Raw genomic sequence first — 13,861 nt, forward strand, 5'->3', positions numbered from 1 at the left:
TGGCGGTCCAGTGAGGGTCGTCGACGTCCACGCCCATGCCTTCCCGCGCATCACGCGGGAGGAGGGACGCGTGCTCGGCGGCGCGGGAGCGCCGTGGCTGCGCGTCGACGGCGGCGGCACCGGCATGATGATGAGCGGGGACGACGAGTACCGCCCCGTCGAAGAGGCGCTCTGGGACCCCGCGCGCCGTGTCGCCGACATGGACGCCGCCGGCGTCGACGTGCAGGCCGTCTCGTCCACCCCGCTGATGTTCGGCTACGCGGCCGAGCCGTCCCGCGCCGCCGACTGGTGCGACCTGGTCAACGAGCGGATCCTGGCGCTCTGCGCGCACGCGCCGGACCGCCTGCTCCCGCTGTGCCAGGTCCCGCTCCAGGACACCGCCCTCGCCTGCGACGTCGCGACCCGCGCCGCCGCGGCCGGGCACCGCGGCGTCCACATCGGCACCCACGTCGGCGCCCGCAACCTCGACGACGACGGGATCACCGCGTTCCTCGCGCACTGCGCCCGGATCGGGCTGCCCGTCCTGGCGCACCCCTGGGACATGCTCGGCGCCGACCGGATGCGCGGCCACATGCTGCCGTGGCTGTCCGGGATGCCCGCCGAGACGCAGCTGAGCATCCTCGGGTTGATGCTGTCCGGCGCGTTCGAGCGCATCCCGGAGTCGCTGCGGCTGTGCTTCTGCCACGGCGGCGGGAGCTTCGCGTTCCTGCTCGGCCGGGCCGACAACGCCTGGCGCCGGCGCGACATCGTGCGCGCCGACTCGCCGCGCCCGCCGTCGGAGTACGTCGGCCGCTTCCACGTCGACTCGGCCGTGTTCGATCCGCGGGCGCTCCGGCTGCTCGTCGACGTCATGGGCACCGACCGGGTGATGCTCGGCACCGACTACCCGTTCCCGCTCGGCGAGGAGGTGCCGGGCGCGGCGATCCGGGCCTGCCCCGGGCTGGACGGCACCGGCCGCGCGCGGCTCCTCGGCGGCAACGCCCAGGCGTTCTTCGCCCGGCCGGACGTGCCCGCCCCCGCCGCGGCGGACCCGGCCGTCGCCGGGACCGCACCGTGAGGAAGGACGCAGTGAGCGACGAGGACGAGGCCCGGCGGCTCGACGAGACCGACCCGCTGCCCACGCTGCGCGGCGAGTTCCTCGTCCCGCCGGCGCCCGGCGGGACTTACGAGGAGGCCGCCTACTTCGCCGGCAACTCCCTCGGCCTCCAGCCGCGGAGCGTGGCCGGACGGCTCCGCGAGGAGCTGGACGACTGGGCGCGGCTCGCCGTCGAGGCGCACACGCGGGGGCGCCGCCCGTGGGTGGACTACCACGAGCTGCTCCGCGAACCCGCGGCCCGGCTCGTCGGCGCGCGGCCGCACGAGGTCGTCGCGATGAACTCGCTGACCGTCAACCTGCACCTGCTGATGGCGAGCTTCTACCGGCCCGCCGGGAGGCGGACCCGCATCGTCATCGAGGACACCGCGTTCCCGTCCGACTCGTACGCGGTCGCCAGCCAGGCCGTCCACCACGGGCTGGACCCGGACGCGACGGTCGTGCGGCTGAGGCCCCGCGACGGCGAGGACAACCTGCGCACCGAGGACGTCCTCGCCCGTCTCGAACGCGAGGGCGACACGATCGCGCTGGTCCTGCTCGGCGGCGTCAACTACCTGACCGGCCAGCTCATGGACATGGCGGCGATCACCAAGGCGGGCCGGGCCGCCGGCGCCGTCGTCGGCTGGGACCTCGCGCACGCCGCCGGGAACGTCCCCCTCCGGCTGCACGACTGGGACGCCGACTTCGCCGCGTGGTGCACCTACAAGTACCTCAACGGCGGGCCGGGCGCGGTCGCCGGATGCTTCGTCCACGAGCGGCACGTCCGGGACGCCTCGGTGCCGAAGCTGCAGGGCTGGTGGGGCACCGACCCGGCGGTGCGGTTCCGGATGGACCCCTGCATCGCGCCGCCGGCCTCCGCCGACGCCTGGCAGCTGTCCAACCCGCCGATCATGGCGCTGGCGCCCGTCCTGGCGTCCCTGGAGATCTTCGACCGGGTCGGGATGGACGCGCTGCGCGGCAAGAGCGAGCGCCTCACCGGCTACCTGGCGTCCCGGCTGCGCGCGGCCGGCCTGGAGACCATCACGCCGGCCGATCCGGTGGCCCGGGGCGCCCAGCTCTCGCTGCGGGTGGCCGACGCGGGCGGCCTCGTCCGCGCGCTCGCCGACCGGCACGGGGTGATCGCCGACGCCCGCGAGCCCGACATCGTCCGGCTCGCGCCCGTCCCGCTGTACTGCACCTTCCACGACTGCCACCGGGCCGCAGCGGCACTCGCGGATCTTGCCCAGGGTGTCGGTTCCCCCAACACGGGCCGCATCGGGTAGGTTCGGTGTGTTGCACGATGGCGTCCGGCCGCGGCCGGGAGCCAGGCAGTCTCGAAGCGTTTTCTCCGGGTGACCGGCGGGCGTGAGGGAGTCCGCTGCAGCCCGGCCCGCCGACCGGCGGGCCGGTGACGTCCACCCGGAAGGAAAGATCATGGCCGAAGGCACCGTGAAGTGGTTCAACTCCGAAAAGGGCTTCGGGTTCATCGCGCCCGACGGCGGCGGCCCGGACGTGTTCGTCCACTACTCGGCGATCGCCACCAACGGCTACCGCAGCCTTGACGAGAACCAGCGCGTCGCGTTCGAGATCACGCAGGGCCAGAAGGGCCCTCAGGCCGAGAACGTCTCCCCGCTCTAACCGCGGCGGAATCAGCGCACCGAGGGCCGGGGACGCTCGCCGTCCCCGGCCTTTCGCGTGCTCGCGGGCCGGGCGCCCCGGTCACCGGCGCACGACGTCGCCGGACGGCTCCGGCGCCGGGGCCTTCGGGTCTCCGCCGCGCGGGGCGAGCGCGCCGGCGGTCACCGACATCACCCCGGCCACGCACGTGATCAGCGCGAACGCGGCCGGATAGGACAGCGCGCCGGCCGTCCAGCCGGTCACGGCGGGCGCGGTGAGCCCCGACAGGTAGGTGATCGTCGCGACCCCCGCCACGCCCTCCCCGGGCGTCGCGCCGGCGTCGCCCGCCGCCGCGAACACCAGCGGCAGCGTCGTCGCCACCCCGATGCCGAGCAGCGCGAAGCCCGCGATGGCGGGCCACGGCGCGCGGGACGCCACGACGAGCACGCCGCCCAGCACCGCCACCACGCCCCCGTACCGGACGGTCCGCACCGGCCCGAACCGCCGCACCAGCCGGTCGCCGGCCAGGCGGGTGGCCGCCATGCACGACATGAAGATCGTGTAGCTCGCGGCGGCCGATCCCGGCCCCGCGCCCGCCACCTCGGTCAGGTAGACGGCCGCCCAGTCCGCGCTCGCGCCCTCGGCGAACGTCGCGCAGAAGCCGACGACGCCGATGGCGAGGACGGCCCTCGTGGGCAGTGCGAACCGGCGCGGGGCCGGAGCGGAGGCGGACGGCCGGACGCGCAGCAGACCCCGTCCCGCCACGGCGCCAGCGGCCACCAGCACGGCCGCGACGAGCCCGAGGTGCAGCCGCGCGTCCACGCCGGCGTGCGCGGCGAGGACGCCGGCCCCGCCGGCCCCGAGGCTGCCGACGCACCACAGGCCGTGCAGGCCGGACATGATCGGCCGCCGCAGGTGCCGCTCCACCGACACCGCGTGCCCGTTCATGACCACGTCGGACATCCCGGCCGCGGCGCCGAACAGCAACATCGCGGCGAACAGGAAGGCCGGCGCCGGGGCGAGGGCGGGGAGCGCCACGGCCGCGCACCACGCCGCGATCAGCAGGCGGGTGGCCCGGCGCTCGCCGATCCGGTGCGCGAGCCGGCTCGCGGTCGGCATCGCGCCGAAGGCGCCGATGGAGGGGCAGAGCAAGGCGAAGCCGAGAATGGTGGGGGACAGGTCGAGCCGGTCCTGGATCCACGGGATGCGGGTCGCCAGGGTGCCCGCGACGGCGCCGTGCAGGACGAACACGATCGCGATGGCGCGATGCTCACGCGAAGGCCGAGAGGTCATGGCGCAGAAACTAACAGGCAGGCTTCCTGATGAAAAGGGGATCAGGCAGGCTCCCTGCCTACTACCATGGGGCCGTGCAGACCGCCGACCCCACGATGGCCCGCGCGATCAACGACCGGCTCGCGCTTGACCTGCTGCTGGAGCGCGGCCCGCTGACCGCCCCGCAGCTGCGGACGCTGACCGGGCTGTCGCGGCCGACGGTGTCCGATCTGATCGAGCGGCTGCGCGCCGGCGGCCTGATCGAGGTCGCGGGGGAGACCGGCGCCGACCGGCGGGGCCCGAACGCCCGGCTCTACGGGCTGGTCGCCGACCGCGCCCACGTCGCCGGGGTGAACCTGCGCCGCGACGCCGTGCACGTGGGCGTCGCCGACATCGCGGGCGACCCGGCGGGGGCGGCGTCCCGTCCGCTGCCCGCCGCACCGGACCTCGCCGCGCTCGTCGCCGAGGCGGTCGCCGAGGCGGCCGGCGGCCGCGTCCCGCACACGGTCGTCCTCGGCGCCCCCGGCCTGATCGACCCGCGCACCGGCCTCGCCACCGACAGCGGCGTCCCGGGCTGGCGGCCCGACCTCGGCGCGGTGCTCCAGGACCGGCTCGGCGCGCCGGTGGTCATGGAGAACGAGGTGAACCTGGGCGCCGTCGCCGAGCACCGGGAGGGCGCGGCGGCGGGCCGGGACGACTTCGCGATGCTGTGGCTGGACGACGGCGTCGGCGGTGCCCTCGTCCTGGACGGGCGGCTCCGGCGCGGCGCGTCCGGCGGCGCCGGCGAGGTGGGGCTGCTGAAGTTCGGCGACGCGGACTTCTGCGACCTGCTCGACACGCGGGCGGTCGCGACCCTGGACGACGGGGAGATCGCCGCGCGCATCGCCAAGGCCGTGTTCGTGCTCGTCGCCGTCGTGGACCCGGGGCTCGTCGTGCTCGCCGGCGCGCAGGGGCGGGCCGGCGGCGACCGGCTGGCCGGGCTGGTCGCCGGCCGGCTCGGCGTCCTCAGCCCGGCCGCCACCGAGGTGCGCGCTGGCCGCGTCGAGGGCGACGCGGTGCTGCGCGGCGCCGTGCTGACCGCTCTCGACCTCGTCCGCGACGAGGTGTTCGGCCGGCGGCGCCCTACTCCCTCGGCAGCCGCTCGCCCGCGCGGAGCCGGTCCAGACCGAGCCAGATGAACTCCACGGCCATCTGCTCCGCGCGCTCGCGCGGGGTGTCCGGGTGCTCCAGCCACCACGACACCATCGACAGCATCGACCCGTACATCAGCGGGACGAGGAGCCGCGCCCGCCGCTCGTTCACCTCGAGCGCGGCGGGCGAGAGGGCCGGGTCGGCGCGGCGGCGGCGCAGCAGGAGGTCGGCGAACGCCGTGCCGAGCCGGTCGCGCAGCTCCCGCAGCTCCAGCCCCACCTCGGGCTTGTCCAGGTGCCGGACCACGAGCGCCCACGCGTCCGGCTCCTCGGTGGCGTAGTCGAACAGCACCCGGATCATCGCCCGGATGCCGTCGGCCGAGCCGTGCGCCGCCAGCACGGCCTCGTTCAGCCGGCCGGTCAGCTCGGCGACGATCGCCTCGGTGACCTCGGCGAACAGCTCCTCCTTCGAGGCGAAGTGCTGGTACAGGAGCGCCTTCGACACCCGCGCGGCGGCCGCCACGTGCTCCATCTGGGTGAGGTGGTAGCCGCGCCTGCCGAACTCCTCCAGCGCCACCTGGAGCAGCTGCTCGCGCCGCCGGGCGTGCGGCATCCGCCGCCGCACGCCCGGGTCCGGCGCGACCTCCCCCGCTTCACCGGTCATGTGCCGAGGTACTTGCCCAGCTCGGCGCGGGCCACGGACCGGACGTGGACCTCGTCCGGCCCGTCCGCGAGGCGCAGCGTGCGCAGGCCCGCCCACATGCCGGCCAGCGGCGTGTCGTCGCTGACGCCGGCGCCGCCGTGCACCTGGATCGCACGGTCGACGACCTCCAGCGCGACGCGCGGGGCGATCACCTTGATGGCCGCCACCTCCGACCTCGCCGCCTGGACGCCGTGCCTGTCGATCATCCAGGCGGTCTTCAGCGTGAGCAGCCGGGCCTGCTCGATCGCCATCCGCGACTCGGCGATCTGCTCGCGCACCACGCCCTGCTTGGCGAGCGGGCCGCCGAACGCCACGCGCGACACCGCGCGCTCGCACATCAGCTCCAGCGCCCGCTCGGCCATCCCGATCGCGCGCATGCAGTGGTGGATGCGGCCGGGGCCGAGGCGGGCCTGCGCGATCGCGAAGCCGCCGCCCTCCTCGCCGACGAGGTTCTCCACCGGGACGCGGACGTCGGTGAAGGTGATCTCGCAGTGGCCGTGCTGGTCCTGGTAGCCGAACACCGGCAGCGGGCGGACGACCTCCACCCCGGGCGTGTCCAGCGGGACCAGCACCATCGACTGCTGCCGGTAGGGGTGCCCCTCCGGGTCCGTCTTGCCCATCACGATCATGATCTTGCAGCGCGGGTCGGCGGAGCCGCTGATCCACCACTTGCGGCCGTTGATCACGTAGTGGTCGCCGTCCCGCTCGATGCGGGTGGAGATGTTGGTGGCGTCCGAGCTCGCCACGTCCGGCTCGGTCATCGCGAACGCGCTGCGGATCTCGCCGTTCAGCAGCGGCGTGAGCCACCTCTCCTTCTGCTCGGGCGTCCCGAACAGGTGCAGGACCTCCATGTTGCCCGTGTCGGGCGCCGCGCAGTTCACGGCCTCGGGCGCGAGGCTGGGGGAGCGTCCCGTCACCTCGGCGAGCGAGGCGTAGTCGGTGACGCTGAGCCCGTGCGCGGGGTCCTCGCTGTCGGGCAGGAAGAGGTTCCAGAGGCCGCGCTTGCGGGCCTCCACCTTGAGGTCCTCGACGACCTGCGGGACGTGGTGCTCGCGTCCGGCCGCGCGCAGTTCCGCCCGCTGGGCGGCGTAGACCGGCTCGGCCGGGTAGACGTGGGTGTCCATGAATTCCTGGAGGCGGCCGAGGTACTCCCCGGCCCGCTCGCTCAAACCGAAGTCCATTCCGCTAGAGTAACTGACGAGTCAGTTACTTCGGGAAGGAGTCCCCATGCCAGCCTTCGACGGCACCGGCAAGGTCGCGCTGATCACGGGTGGATCCAACGGCATCGGCGCCGCGGTGGCGCGCCGGCTCGCCGGCGAGGGCGCCCGCGTGGTCCTCGCCGACGTCGACGCGGAGGCCGGGGACGCGCTGGCGAAGGAGCTGGACGGGGCGTTCGTCCGCTGCGACGTCCGCGAGCCCGCCGCGAGCGAGGCCGCCGTGGCGACCGCCGTCGAGCGGTTCGGTGGCCTGGACGTGGCGTTCCTCAACGCCGGGGTCGCCGGGAGCGGCGGCGTGGGGGACGACTTCGACCTCGCCGCGTACCGGCGGGCCATGGGCATCAACCTCGACGGCGTCGTGTTCGGCGCGCACGCCGCGCTGCCGGCCCTGCGCGCCCGCGGCGGGGGCGACATCGTCGCCACCGCCAGCATGGCCGCGCTGACGGCGACGCCGTTCGACCCCGTCTACGGCGCGAACAAGGCCGCCGTCGTCGGCCTCGTCCGCGCCCTCGGCCCGACGTTCGCCGAGGAGGGCGTCCGCGTGAACGCGCTCTGCCCCTCTTTCGCCGACACCGACATCCTCACCCCGATGAAGGGGCAGCTTGAGGAGACCGGCTTCCCGATCCTGGACGTGGGCGACGTCGTCGAGGCGTTCATGCGCATCCTGAACGCCGACGGGACCGGCGAGGCCTGGTACGTCGTACCCGGACGCCCGTCCGAGCCGTTCGCGTTCCGCGGCGTCCCCGGCCCGCGCTGAGCGGGCTCCAGGCCTTCGAAGGAGAGTCATGCGCGCCATCCAGATCACCGAGTTCGGCGGGCCCGAGGTCCTGAACGTCACCGAGCTGCCCGACCCGGTCGCCGGGCCGGGCCATCTGCTCATCGACGTCGCGCGGGCCGGGATCAACTACGCCGACACCCACCAGGCCGAGAACAGCTACCTGTCGGCGTCCACGCTGCCGATGGTGCCGGGCGGCGAGGTCGTCGGCACCGCCGGGGACCGCCGCGTCGTCGCGCTCGTCGGCACCGGCGGCTACGCCGAGAAGGCCGTCGCGCCCGAGGCGCTGGCCTGGGACGTCCCGGACGCCATCGACGACGTCACCGCGCTCGGCATGATCGTCCAGGGCGCGTCGGCATGGCTGCTGCTGCGCCGCAGCGTGCACCTGGCGCCGGGCGAGTCCGTCGTCGTGCACGCCGCCGCGGGCGGGGTCGGGACGCTCGCCGTCCAGCTCGCCAAGGCCTGGGGCGCCGGCCGCGTCATCGCCACCGCGTCGTCGGAGGAGAAACGCGACCTCGCCCTCGACCTCGGCGCCGACGTCGCGATCGACGCCAACGAGCCCGACCTCAAGGACGCGCTCATCGAGGCCAACGAGGGCAGGCGCGTCGACACCGTGCTGGAGATGACCGGCGGCACGGTCACCGACCAGAGCCTGCGCGCCCTCGCCCCGTTCGGCCGCCTCGCCTTCTACGGCATGGCCTCGCGCAAGGAGCCGGCACCCGTCCGGCCCGCCGCGCTGATGGCGCACTCCACCACGATCTCGGGCATGTGGCTGGCGCACGTGTTCCGGCTGCCCGGCGACGTGATGGGCCAGGCCCTGGGCGAGCTGTTCGGTCTCGCGACGGAGGGCCGCCTGCGCGTGATCGGCGGCGGCGAGTACGGGCTCACCGAGGTCCGGCGGGCCCACGAGGACCTGCGCGCCCGCCGCACCACCGGCAAGCTCGTCCTCGATCCCTCGCGCTGAGGCCGGCCCCTAGCCGACCAGGCCGTTCTCGTAGGCGTAGACGACGGCCTGGGTGCGGTCGCGCAGCATGAGCTTGGTCAGCACGTGCCCCACGTGCGTCTTGACCGTCTGCTCGGCCAGCACCAGCTCGGCGGCGATCTCGGCGTTGGACAGGCCGCGGGCGATGAGCCGCAGCACGTCCAGCTCGCGCGGCGTCAGGCCGGCGGTGGCCTTCGGGCTCGGCCGCTGGTGCCGGCGGCGGCGGGCGAAGTCGCCGATCAGCCGCCGGGTGATGGACGGGGCGAGCAGCGCGTCCCCGGCCGCCACCACCCGGACGCCGGTCACCAGGTCGGCGGCCGACGCGTCCTTGAGCAGGAACCCGCTCGCCCCCGCGCCGAGCGCCTCGTAGACGTACTCGTCCAGGTCGAACGTCGTGAGGACGAGCACCTTCGGCCGCGCCGCCGCGGGGTCGGCGTCGGGGTCGAGGTCGCCCGCCAGCTCGGCGGTCGCGGCGAGGCCGTCCATCTCCGGCATCCGGATGTCCATCACGACCACGTCCGGGTCGAGCCGGCGGGCCATCTCCACCGCCTCGCGGCCGTTGCCCGCCTGCCCGATCACCTCGATCCCGGGATCGGAGGACAGCAGCGCCGCGAGCCCGTCGCGGATCATCACCTGGTCGTCGGCGATCAGCACCCGAATCGTCACGAACCAACCTTACGGGTCCCGGTGAAGGTCCCGGCGATCATCGGTCCGGATCCCCATAGGGCAGTTCGGCGGCGACCGCCCAGCCGTCGTCCAGCGGCCCGGCGTCCAGGCTCCCGCCGAGCATCGTCACGCGCTCGCGCATGCCGACCAGCCCGTGGCCGCCGCCCTGCGACTGCTCCGGCTCGCCGCGGGCGCCGTCGTCGGTGACCGACACCACGAGTGAGCCGGTGCCGTACTTCACCTCGACGTGCACCCGCGAGCCCGGCGCGTAACGGGAGGCGTTGCTCAGCGACTCCTGGACGATCCGGTACGCCGACAGGTCGACGCCGGCGTTCAGCGGGCGCGGCATCCCCACGACGACGGTCGCGACCGACAGCCCGGAGCGGCGGGCCGCGGCGACCAGGTCGTCCAGCCGGTCGAGGCCGGGCTGGGGGGCGCGCTCGGCGCCCTCGTCGTCCGCGCGCAGCAGCCCGACGACCCGGCGCGTCTCGGTGAGCGCCTCGCGGGCCGCGTCCCGGACCACCCCGAACGTCTGGCGGGCGGCGTCCGGCAGGTCCGGGATCTTGTAGGGGGCGGCCTCCGCCTGCATCGCGATCACCGACATGTGGTGCGCGACCACGTCGTGCAGCTCGCGGGCGATGCGGGCGCGCTCCTCCAGCACCGCCTGCCGGGCCAGGTCGGCGCGGTGCTGCTCCTCGCGCCGGCGCAGCTCCTCCACGGCCGAGTGCCGCCCGCCGACCGCGTCGCCGAACGTCAGCGCGAGCGCCGCGATCCCGGCGAGGATCATCCCGAACCAGCCCGGCATCCCGAGCAGCACCGCGGGCAGGAGCGCCGCGGCGATCGTCACCGCGCCGACGCCGACGGTGGTCTGCCGGTCGGCTCCGACGCCGGTGAAGAACAGGATGACGACCAGGGCCAGGATCGCGGTCACCGGCCACGGCATGAAGCCGTCGCCGTGCCGGACGATGACCGTGAGCACCAGCCCGGTCATCGCGATCCGCCAGGCGGCGAGCGGCCACCGCGCCGCGAAGATCAGCGGCGTCGCCTGCAGCACGCCGAGCGGCCACGCCAGCCCCGGATCGACGCCGTACATCTGGATCGGGATCGCGATGGACCCGCCGGTGAAGCCGACCGTCAGCGCCAGCAGGAAGACCAGGATCGGGACGCGCAGCGCGAGGGACCCGGGCAGCAGCATGACGGCCGGGTCGTCCCGTCCGGGCACGACTGCGGCGCGGACGCCGGCGACCAGCCGGGCCTTGCCGCCGGATGCGTGGTGGTCTGGTTCGTTCATTTGGTCGTGAGCCTAGAACGCGCGGCGCCGCACTGACCTGCCCCCCTGGAGGGAGATCCGGCCCGGCCCCTGGGTATCGGCTACCTGTTATTTCCGATTGACTTTATAGGGAATCTGGACCATCCTTGTCGCCGTGACAATCATCGGACTCCGCCACGAGCGCCTCCACGTCGACCTGCGCCGCCAGGCCAGCGCGCTGTGTCGCCGCCCGTCCTGAAACCGGCGAGGACGAACGGCCCACACCACGAGGAGAACGACCCGGATGACCGTCACCACGACCGATGTCGCCGTGCCCGGAACCGGGGACGGCCGCTTCGCCCCGCCGCGGCTCGCCGAGCGGGCCCGCGAGATCGCCGCCGCCCCGCACGAGTGGGTGCGCCGGGTCCGCCTCGACCCGGACGGGCGCTGGTACGAGCGCGTCCACCTGGACGCCGACCACGAGATCTGGCTGATCAGCTGGCTGCCGGGCCAGTCCACCGGGTTCCACGACCACGGCGGCTCCGCGGGCGCCTTCGCCGTCGCCCTCGGCACGCTGGAGGAGGACCGCGTCCGCACCCGGCAGGACATCGGCGCCGGGCAGGCCCGCGCGTTCGGCCCCGGCTACGTCCACGACGTGCGCAACACCGGCGACGCGCCCGCCGTGAGCGTGCACGTCTACTCGCCGCCCCTGGCCGCCATGCGCCGCTACGACCTCGGCCCGGACGGCGAGCTCGTCCGGCTGGCCGACGAGTCCGCCGACGACTGGTGACCGCGGCGCGCCGCCGCGCCGCGATCTTGCGGTGATCGCCGGGGCGGCGGACACTGCGGGGATGAGCGACCTGAGCCATCCGATCTTCGCCCGGCTCTATCCGCGGCTGGACGCCCAGTGCGCCAGGGCGGGCGGCGACGCGCACCGCGCCGAGCTGCTCGCCGGGGCGTCCGGCCGCGTGCTTGAGGTGGGCGCCGGATACGGGGCCAACTTCGCCCACTACCCGCCGGAGGTCACCGAGGTCGTCGCGCTCGAACCCGAGCCGCGGCTGCGCGCGAAGGCCGACCACGCGGCGGGCCGCGCCCCGGTGCCGGTGACGGTCCGTCCCGGCGTCGCCGAGGACCTCGACGTCGACGACGCGTCGTTCGACGTGGCGGTGGCGTCGCTCGTGCTCTGCTCGGTCCGCGACCCCGCCCGCGCGCTGGCCGAGCTGCGGCGCGCCCTCAGACCGGGCGGCGAGCTGCGCTACTACGAGCACGTGCGGGGGACCACGCCGGGGAAGGTCCGGTTCCAGCGCTGCGCCGACGTGCTCTGGCCGTTCTTCGCCGCGGGCTGCCACCTCACCCGCCCGACGAGCGAGTGGATCGCCCGCGGCGGCTTCACCGTGCGGACCGAGCGGCGCTTCGAGTTCCCCGAGCCGGGCCGGGGCAACCCGGCCTCACCGCATGTGCTGGGAATCGCCATCCGCGAGTGACCCGGGTCAAGCGTCCCGCATAAGGTTCCCTCTCCCGGGAAGATCCGCCCCCATGAGCGCACCGGGAAGCGGGACGGCGGCGGACGATCGGGCGGAGGGGCCGGCGCACTCGTCGGCCATCGCGGTGCTCCTCGCGGGCGCCGCGGCACTCGGCGGCTTCCTGTTCGGCTACGACTCCTCCGTGATCAACGGGACGGTCGACGCGCTCAAGGAGCAGTTCGGCCTCGGCGGCTTCGCCGTCGGCTTCGTCGTGTCCGCCGCGCTCCTCGGCTGCGCCGCCGGCGCCTGGTTCGCCGGGCCGCTCGGCGACCGGATCGGCCGCGTGCGGGTGATGCTGATCGCCTCCGTGCTGTTCGTGGTCAGCTCGCTCGGCTCGGCGCTGGCCTTCAGCGCGGTCGACCTCACCTTCTGGCGGCTGGTCGGCGGCCTCGCCATCGGCGCCGCGTCGGTGATCGCCCCCGCCTACATCGCCGAGATCGCCCCGGCCGAGCTGCGCGGGCGGCTCGGCTCGCTGCAGCAGATGGCGATCGTGCTCGGGATCTTCGCCGCGCTCGTCGTCGACTACGTCATCGCCCAGGTCTCGGACGGCGGCGCCACCGGGACGTTCCCCTGGGGCGGCGGCGCCTGGCGCTGGATGTTCGCCAGCTGCGTCGTCCCCGCCGTGATGTACGGCCTGATCGCCACCACCATCCCCGAGTCGCCCCGCTACCTCGTCAAGAAGCACGAGACGGCCCGCGCGCGGCAGGTGCTGCGGCGGGTCATGGGCCGCGGCGACGTGGACACCAAGATCGGCGAGATCGCGCGGTCCATCGCCGCGGACCGGCCCGTGCACCTGCGCGACCTGCGCGGGCCCCGGCTCGGCCTGCTGCCGATCGTGTGGGCCGGCATCCTGCTGTCGGTCTTCCAGCAGTTCGTCGGCATCAACGTGATCTTCTACTACTCGTCCTCGCTGTGGCAGGCGGTCGGGTTCTCCGAGGACGACGCGATGCTCACCTCGGTGATCAACTCGGTGGTCAACGTCGCCTTCACGCTGGTCGCGATCGCCCTCGTCGACCGGATCGGGCGGCGCCCATTGCTGCTCACCGGCGCCGCCGGGATGGCGGTCTCCCTCGGCGTCCTCACCGCCTGCTTCGCGACCGCGCCCGTGGTGGACGGCGACCCGCGCCTCGGCGGCCTCGCCGGGCCGGTCGCGCTCGTCGCGGCCAACGTGTTCGTCGCCTCCTTCGCCGCGACCTGGGGCCCGGTCGTGTGGGTGATGCTCGGCGAGATGTTCAACAACTTCATCCGGGCCTCCGCGCTGGCCGTCGCCGCGGCCGCGCAGTGGCTCGCCAACTGGCTGGTCACCACGACCTTCCCCGGGATCTCCGGCTTCTCGCTCGGCCTGGCCTACGGCATCTACACGCTGTTCTCCATCCTGGCGTTCGTGTTCGTGTTCCGCGCCGTCCCCGAGACCAAGGGGCGCGAGCTGGAGGACATGGACCGGCTCGAAGCCCCGAGAGCCCCGAGAGCGCCGAGGGCCCGCGCGTGACCGCGCGGAACCGCCGTGCCGCGCGCGTGCCCGTCGGCTACAGTGGTGGCATGCCGCTCGCGTGTTTCGAGACGACGACGCCGGGTCACTCCCGGCGCGAACGCGGCATGTCCTGACATCGCACGCGGAAGGGCCCCGGGAGCGTTCCCGGGGCCCTTCCGCTGTC

At 74.6% G+C, this 13,861-nt stretch carries 15 protein-coding genes; 10 read left to right on the top strand and 5 right to left on the bottom strand.

All coding sequences use genetic code 11. The annotated features are described in order from the left end of the window. The first annotated feature begins 10 nt into the window (after window positions 1–10). From K8Z49_RS02480 to K8Z49_RS02490, 3 genes are all read left to right on the top strand, one after another. A complete protein-coding gene (locus tag K8Z49_RS02480; protein WP_021595012.1) occupies window positions 11–1,057 on the top strand; it encodes an amidohydrolase family protein in 1,047 nt (348 codons plus the stop codon). An 11-nt stretch (window positions 1,058–1,068) separates the two neighbouring features. After that, complete coding sequence (gene kynU, locus K8Z49_RS02485; protein WP_412517532.1) at window positions 1,069–2,355, top strand: kynureninase; 1,287 nt, start codon at window positions 1,069–1,071, stop codon at window positions 2,353–2,355. A gap of 151 nt (window positions 2,356–2,506) precedes the next feature. After that, on the top strand, window positions 2,507–2,710 hold the full coding sequence (locus K8Z49_RS02490; protein WP_021595010.1) for a cold-shock protein: 204 nt from the start codon (window positions 2,507–2,509) through the stop codon (window positions 2,708–2,710). A gap of 81 nt (window positions 2,711–2,791) precedes the next feature. Here the strand turns inward: K8Z49_RS02490 and K8Z49_RS02495 are convergent, their stop codons facing one another. Beyond that, the gene (locus K8Z49_RS02495) at window positions 2,792–3,982 is read right to left on the bottom strand and encodes an MFS transporter (RefSeq protein ID WP_021595009.1); all 1,191 of its coding nucleotides are present in this window, start codon (window positions 3,980–3,982) and stop codon (window positions 2,792–2,794) included. 74 nt (window positions 3,983–4,056) lie between these two features. On the opposite strand from K8Z49_RS02495, the gene K8Z49_RS02500 reads away from it, so the two are divergent. Further along, complete coding sequence (locus K8Z49_RS02500) at window positions 4,057–5,139, top strand: ROK family transcriptional regulator (RefSeq protein WP_024935476.1); 1,083 nt, start codon at window positions 4,057–4,059, stop codon at window positions 5,137–5,139. Here the strand turns inward: K8Z49_RS02500 and K8Z49_RS02505 are convergent. Then, window positions 5,084–5,755 carry a TetR/AcrR family transcriptional regulator gene (locus K8Z49_RS02505; protein WP_021593350.1) on the bottom strand — a complete coding sequence of 224 codons (672 nt, stop codon included), beginning with the start codon at window positions 5,753–5,755 and terminating at the stop codon, window positions 5,084–5,086. The genes K8Z49_RS02500 and K8Z49_RS02505 overlap by 56 nt on opposite strands. Next, on the bottom strand, window positions 5,752–6,975 hold the full coding sequence (locus K8Z49_RS02510) for an acyl-CoA dehydrogenase family protein (protein ID WP_024935475.1): 1,224 nt from the start codon (window positions 6,973–6,975) through the stop codon (window positions 5,752–5,754). The genes K8Z49_RS02505 and K8Z49_RS02510 overlap by 4 nt, the downstream gene beginning before the upstream one ends. A 46-nt stretch (window positions 6,976–7,021) precedes the next feature. On the opposite strand from K8Z49_RS02510, the gene K8Z49_RS02515 reads away from it, so the two are divergent. Together K8Z49_RS02515 and K8Z49_RS02520 are read left to right on the top strand one after the other, a co-directional pair. Then, window positions 7,022–7,768 (top strand): SDR family oxidoreductase, encoded by a 747-nt coding sequence (locus K8Z49_RS02515; protein WP_021593352.1) that lies wholly within the window; start codon window positions 7,022–7,024, stop codon window positions 7,766–7,768. Between the two features lie 28 nt (window positions 7,769–7,796). Next, on the top strand, window positions 7,797–8,750 hold the full coding sequence (locus tag K8Z49_RS02520; RefSeq protein WP_412517533.1) for a quinone oxidoreductase family protein: 954 nt from the start codon (window positions 7,797–7,799) through the stop codon (window positions 8,748–8,750). Between the two features lie 9 nt (window positions 8,751–8,759). Here K8Z49_RS02520 and K8Z49_RS02525 read toward each other — a convergent pair whose 3' ends face one another. Together K8Z49_RS02525 and K8Z49_RS02530 are read right to left on the bottom strand one after the other, a co-directional pair. After that, window positions 8,760–9,398 (bottom strand): response regulator transcription factor, encoded by a 639-nt coding sequence (locus K8Z49_RS02525; protein WP_235206437.1) that lies wholly within the window; start codon window positions 9,396–9,398, stop codon window positions 8,760–8,762. A gap of 73 nt (window positions 9,399–9,471) precedes the next feature. Next, window positions 9,472–10,725: a sensor histidine kinase gene (locus K8Z49_RS02530; protein WP_412517534.1), complete on the bottom strand. Its 1,254-nt coding sequence runs from the start codon at window positions 10,723–10,725 to the stop codon at window positions 9,472–9,474. Between the two features lie 133 nt (window positions 10,726–10,858). Here K8Z49_RS02530 and K8Z49_RS02535 point away from each other — a divergent pair, with 133 nt between their 5' ends. From K8Z49_RS02535 to K8Z49_RS02550, 4 genes are all read left to right on the top strand, one after another. Beyond that, the gene (locus tag K8Z49_RS02535; RefSeq protein ID WP_412520975.1) at window positions 10,859–10,942 is read left to right on the top strand and encodes a putative leader peptide; all 84 of its coding nucleotides are present in this window, start codon (window positions 10,859–10,861) and stop codon (window positions 10,940–10,942) included. Between the two features lie 45 nt (window positions 10,943–10,987). After that, complete coding sequence (locus K8Z49_RS02540) at window positions 10,988–11,473, top strand: cysteine dioxygenase (RefSeq protein ID WP_021593356.1); 486 nt, start codon at window positions 10,988–10,990, stop codon at window positions 11,471–11,473. 61 nt (window positions 11,474–11,534) lie between these two features. Beyond that, window positions 11,535–12,167 carry a class I SAM-dependent methyltransferase gene (locus K8Z49_RS02545; RefSeq protein ID WP_250362525.1) on the top strand — a complete coding sequence of 211 codons (633 nt, stop codon included), beginning with the start codon at window positions 11,535–11,537 and terminating at the stop codon, window positions 12,165–12,167. A 52-nt stretch (window positions 12,168–12,219) separates the two neighbouring features. Further along, on the top strand, window positions 12,220–13,695 hold the full coding sequence (locus tag K8Z49_RS02550; RefSeq protein WP_412517535.1) for a sugar porter family MFS transporter: 1,476 nt from the start codon (window positions 12,220–12,222) through the stop codon (window positions 13,693–13,695). Window positions 13,696–13,861 lie beyond the last annotated feature (166 nt).

This window comes from Actinomadura madurae (assembly GCF_047130825.1).
In the GTDB taxonomy this organism is placed as follows: Bacteria; Actinomycetota; Actinomycetes; order Streptosporangiales; family Streptosporangiaceae; genus Spirillospora; species Spirillospora madurae.

Coding starts and splice junctions, on each gene's coding strand:
- K8Z49_RS02505 (WP_021593350.1), bottom strand. CDS start 5,755: ATGACCGGTGAAGCGGGGGAGGTCGCGCCGGACCCGGGCGTGCGGCGG.
- K8Z49_RS02490 (WP_021595010.1), top strand. CDS start 2,507: ATGGCCGAAGGCACCGTGAAGTGGTTCAACTCCGAAAAGGGCTTCGGG.
- K8Z49_RS02495 (WP_021595009.1), bottom strand. CDS start 3,982: ATGACCTCTCGGCCTTCGCGTGAGCATCGCGCCATCGCGATCGTGTTC.
- K8Z49_RS02550 (WP_412517535.1), top strand. CDS start 12,220: ATGAGCGCACCGGGAAGCGGGACGGCGGCGGACGATCGGGCGGAGGGG.
- K8Z49_RS02515 (WP_021593352.1), top strand. CDS start 7,022: ATGCCAGCCTTCGACGGCACCGGCAAGGTCGCGCTGATCACGGGTGGA.
- K8Z49_RS02520 (WP_412517533.1), top strand. CDS start 7,797: ATGCGCGCCATCCAGATCACCGAGTTCGGCGGGCCCGAGGTCCTGAAC.
- K8Z49_RS02540 (WP_021593356.1), top strand. CDS start 10,988: ATGACCGTCACCACGACCGATGTCGCCGTGCCCGGAACCGGGGACGGC.
- K8Z49_RS02510 (WP_024935475.1), bottom strand. CDS start 6,975: ATGGACTTCGGTTTGAGCGAGCGGGCCGGGGAGTACCTCGGCCGCCTC.
- K8Z49_RS02525 (WP_235206437.1), bottom strand. CDS start 9,398: ATGATCCGCGACGGGCTCGCGGCGCTGCTGTCCTCCGATCCCGGGATC.
- K8Z49_RS02545 (WP_250362525.1), top strand. CDS start 11,535: ATGAGCGACCTGAGCCATCCGATCTTCGCCCGGCTCTATCCGCGGCTG.
- K8Z49_RS02530 (WP_412517534.1), bottom strand. CDS start 10,725: ATGAACGAACCAGACCACCACGCATCCGGCGGCAAGGCCCGGCTGGTC.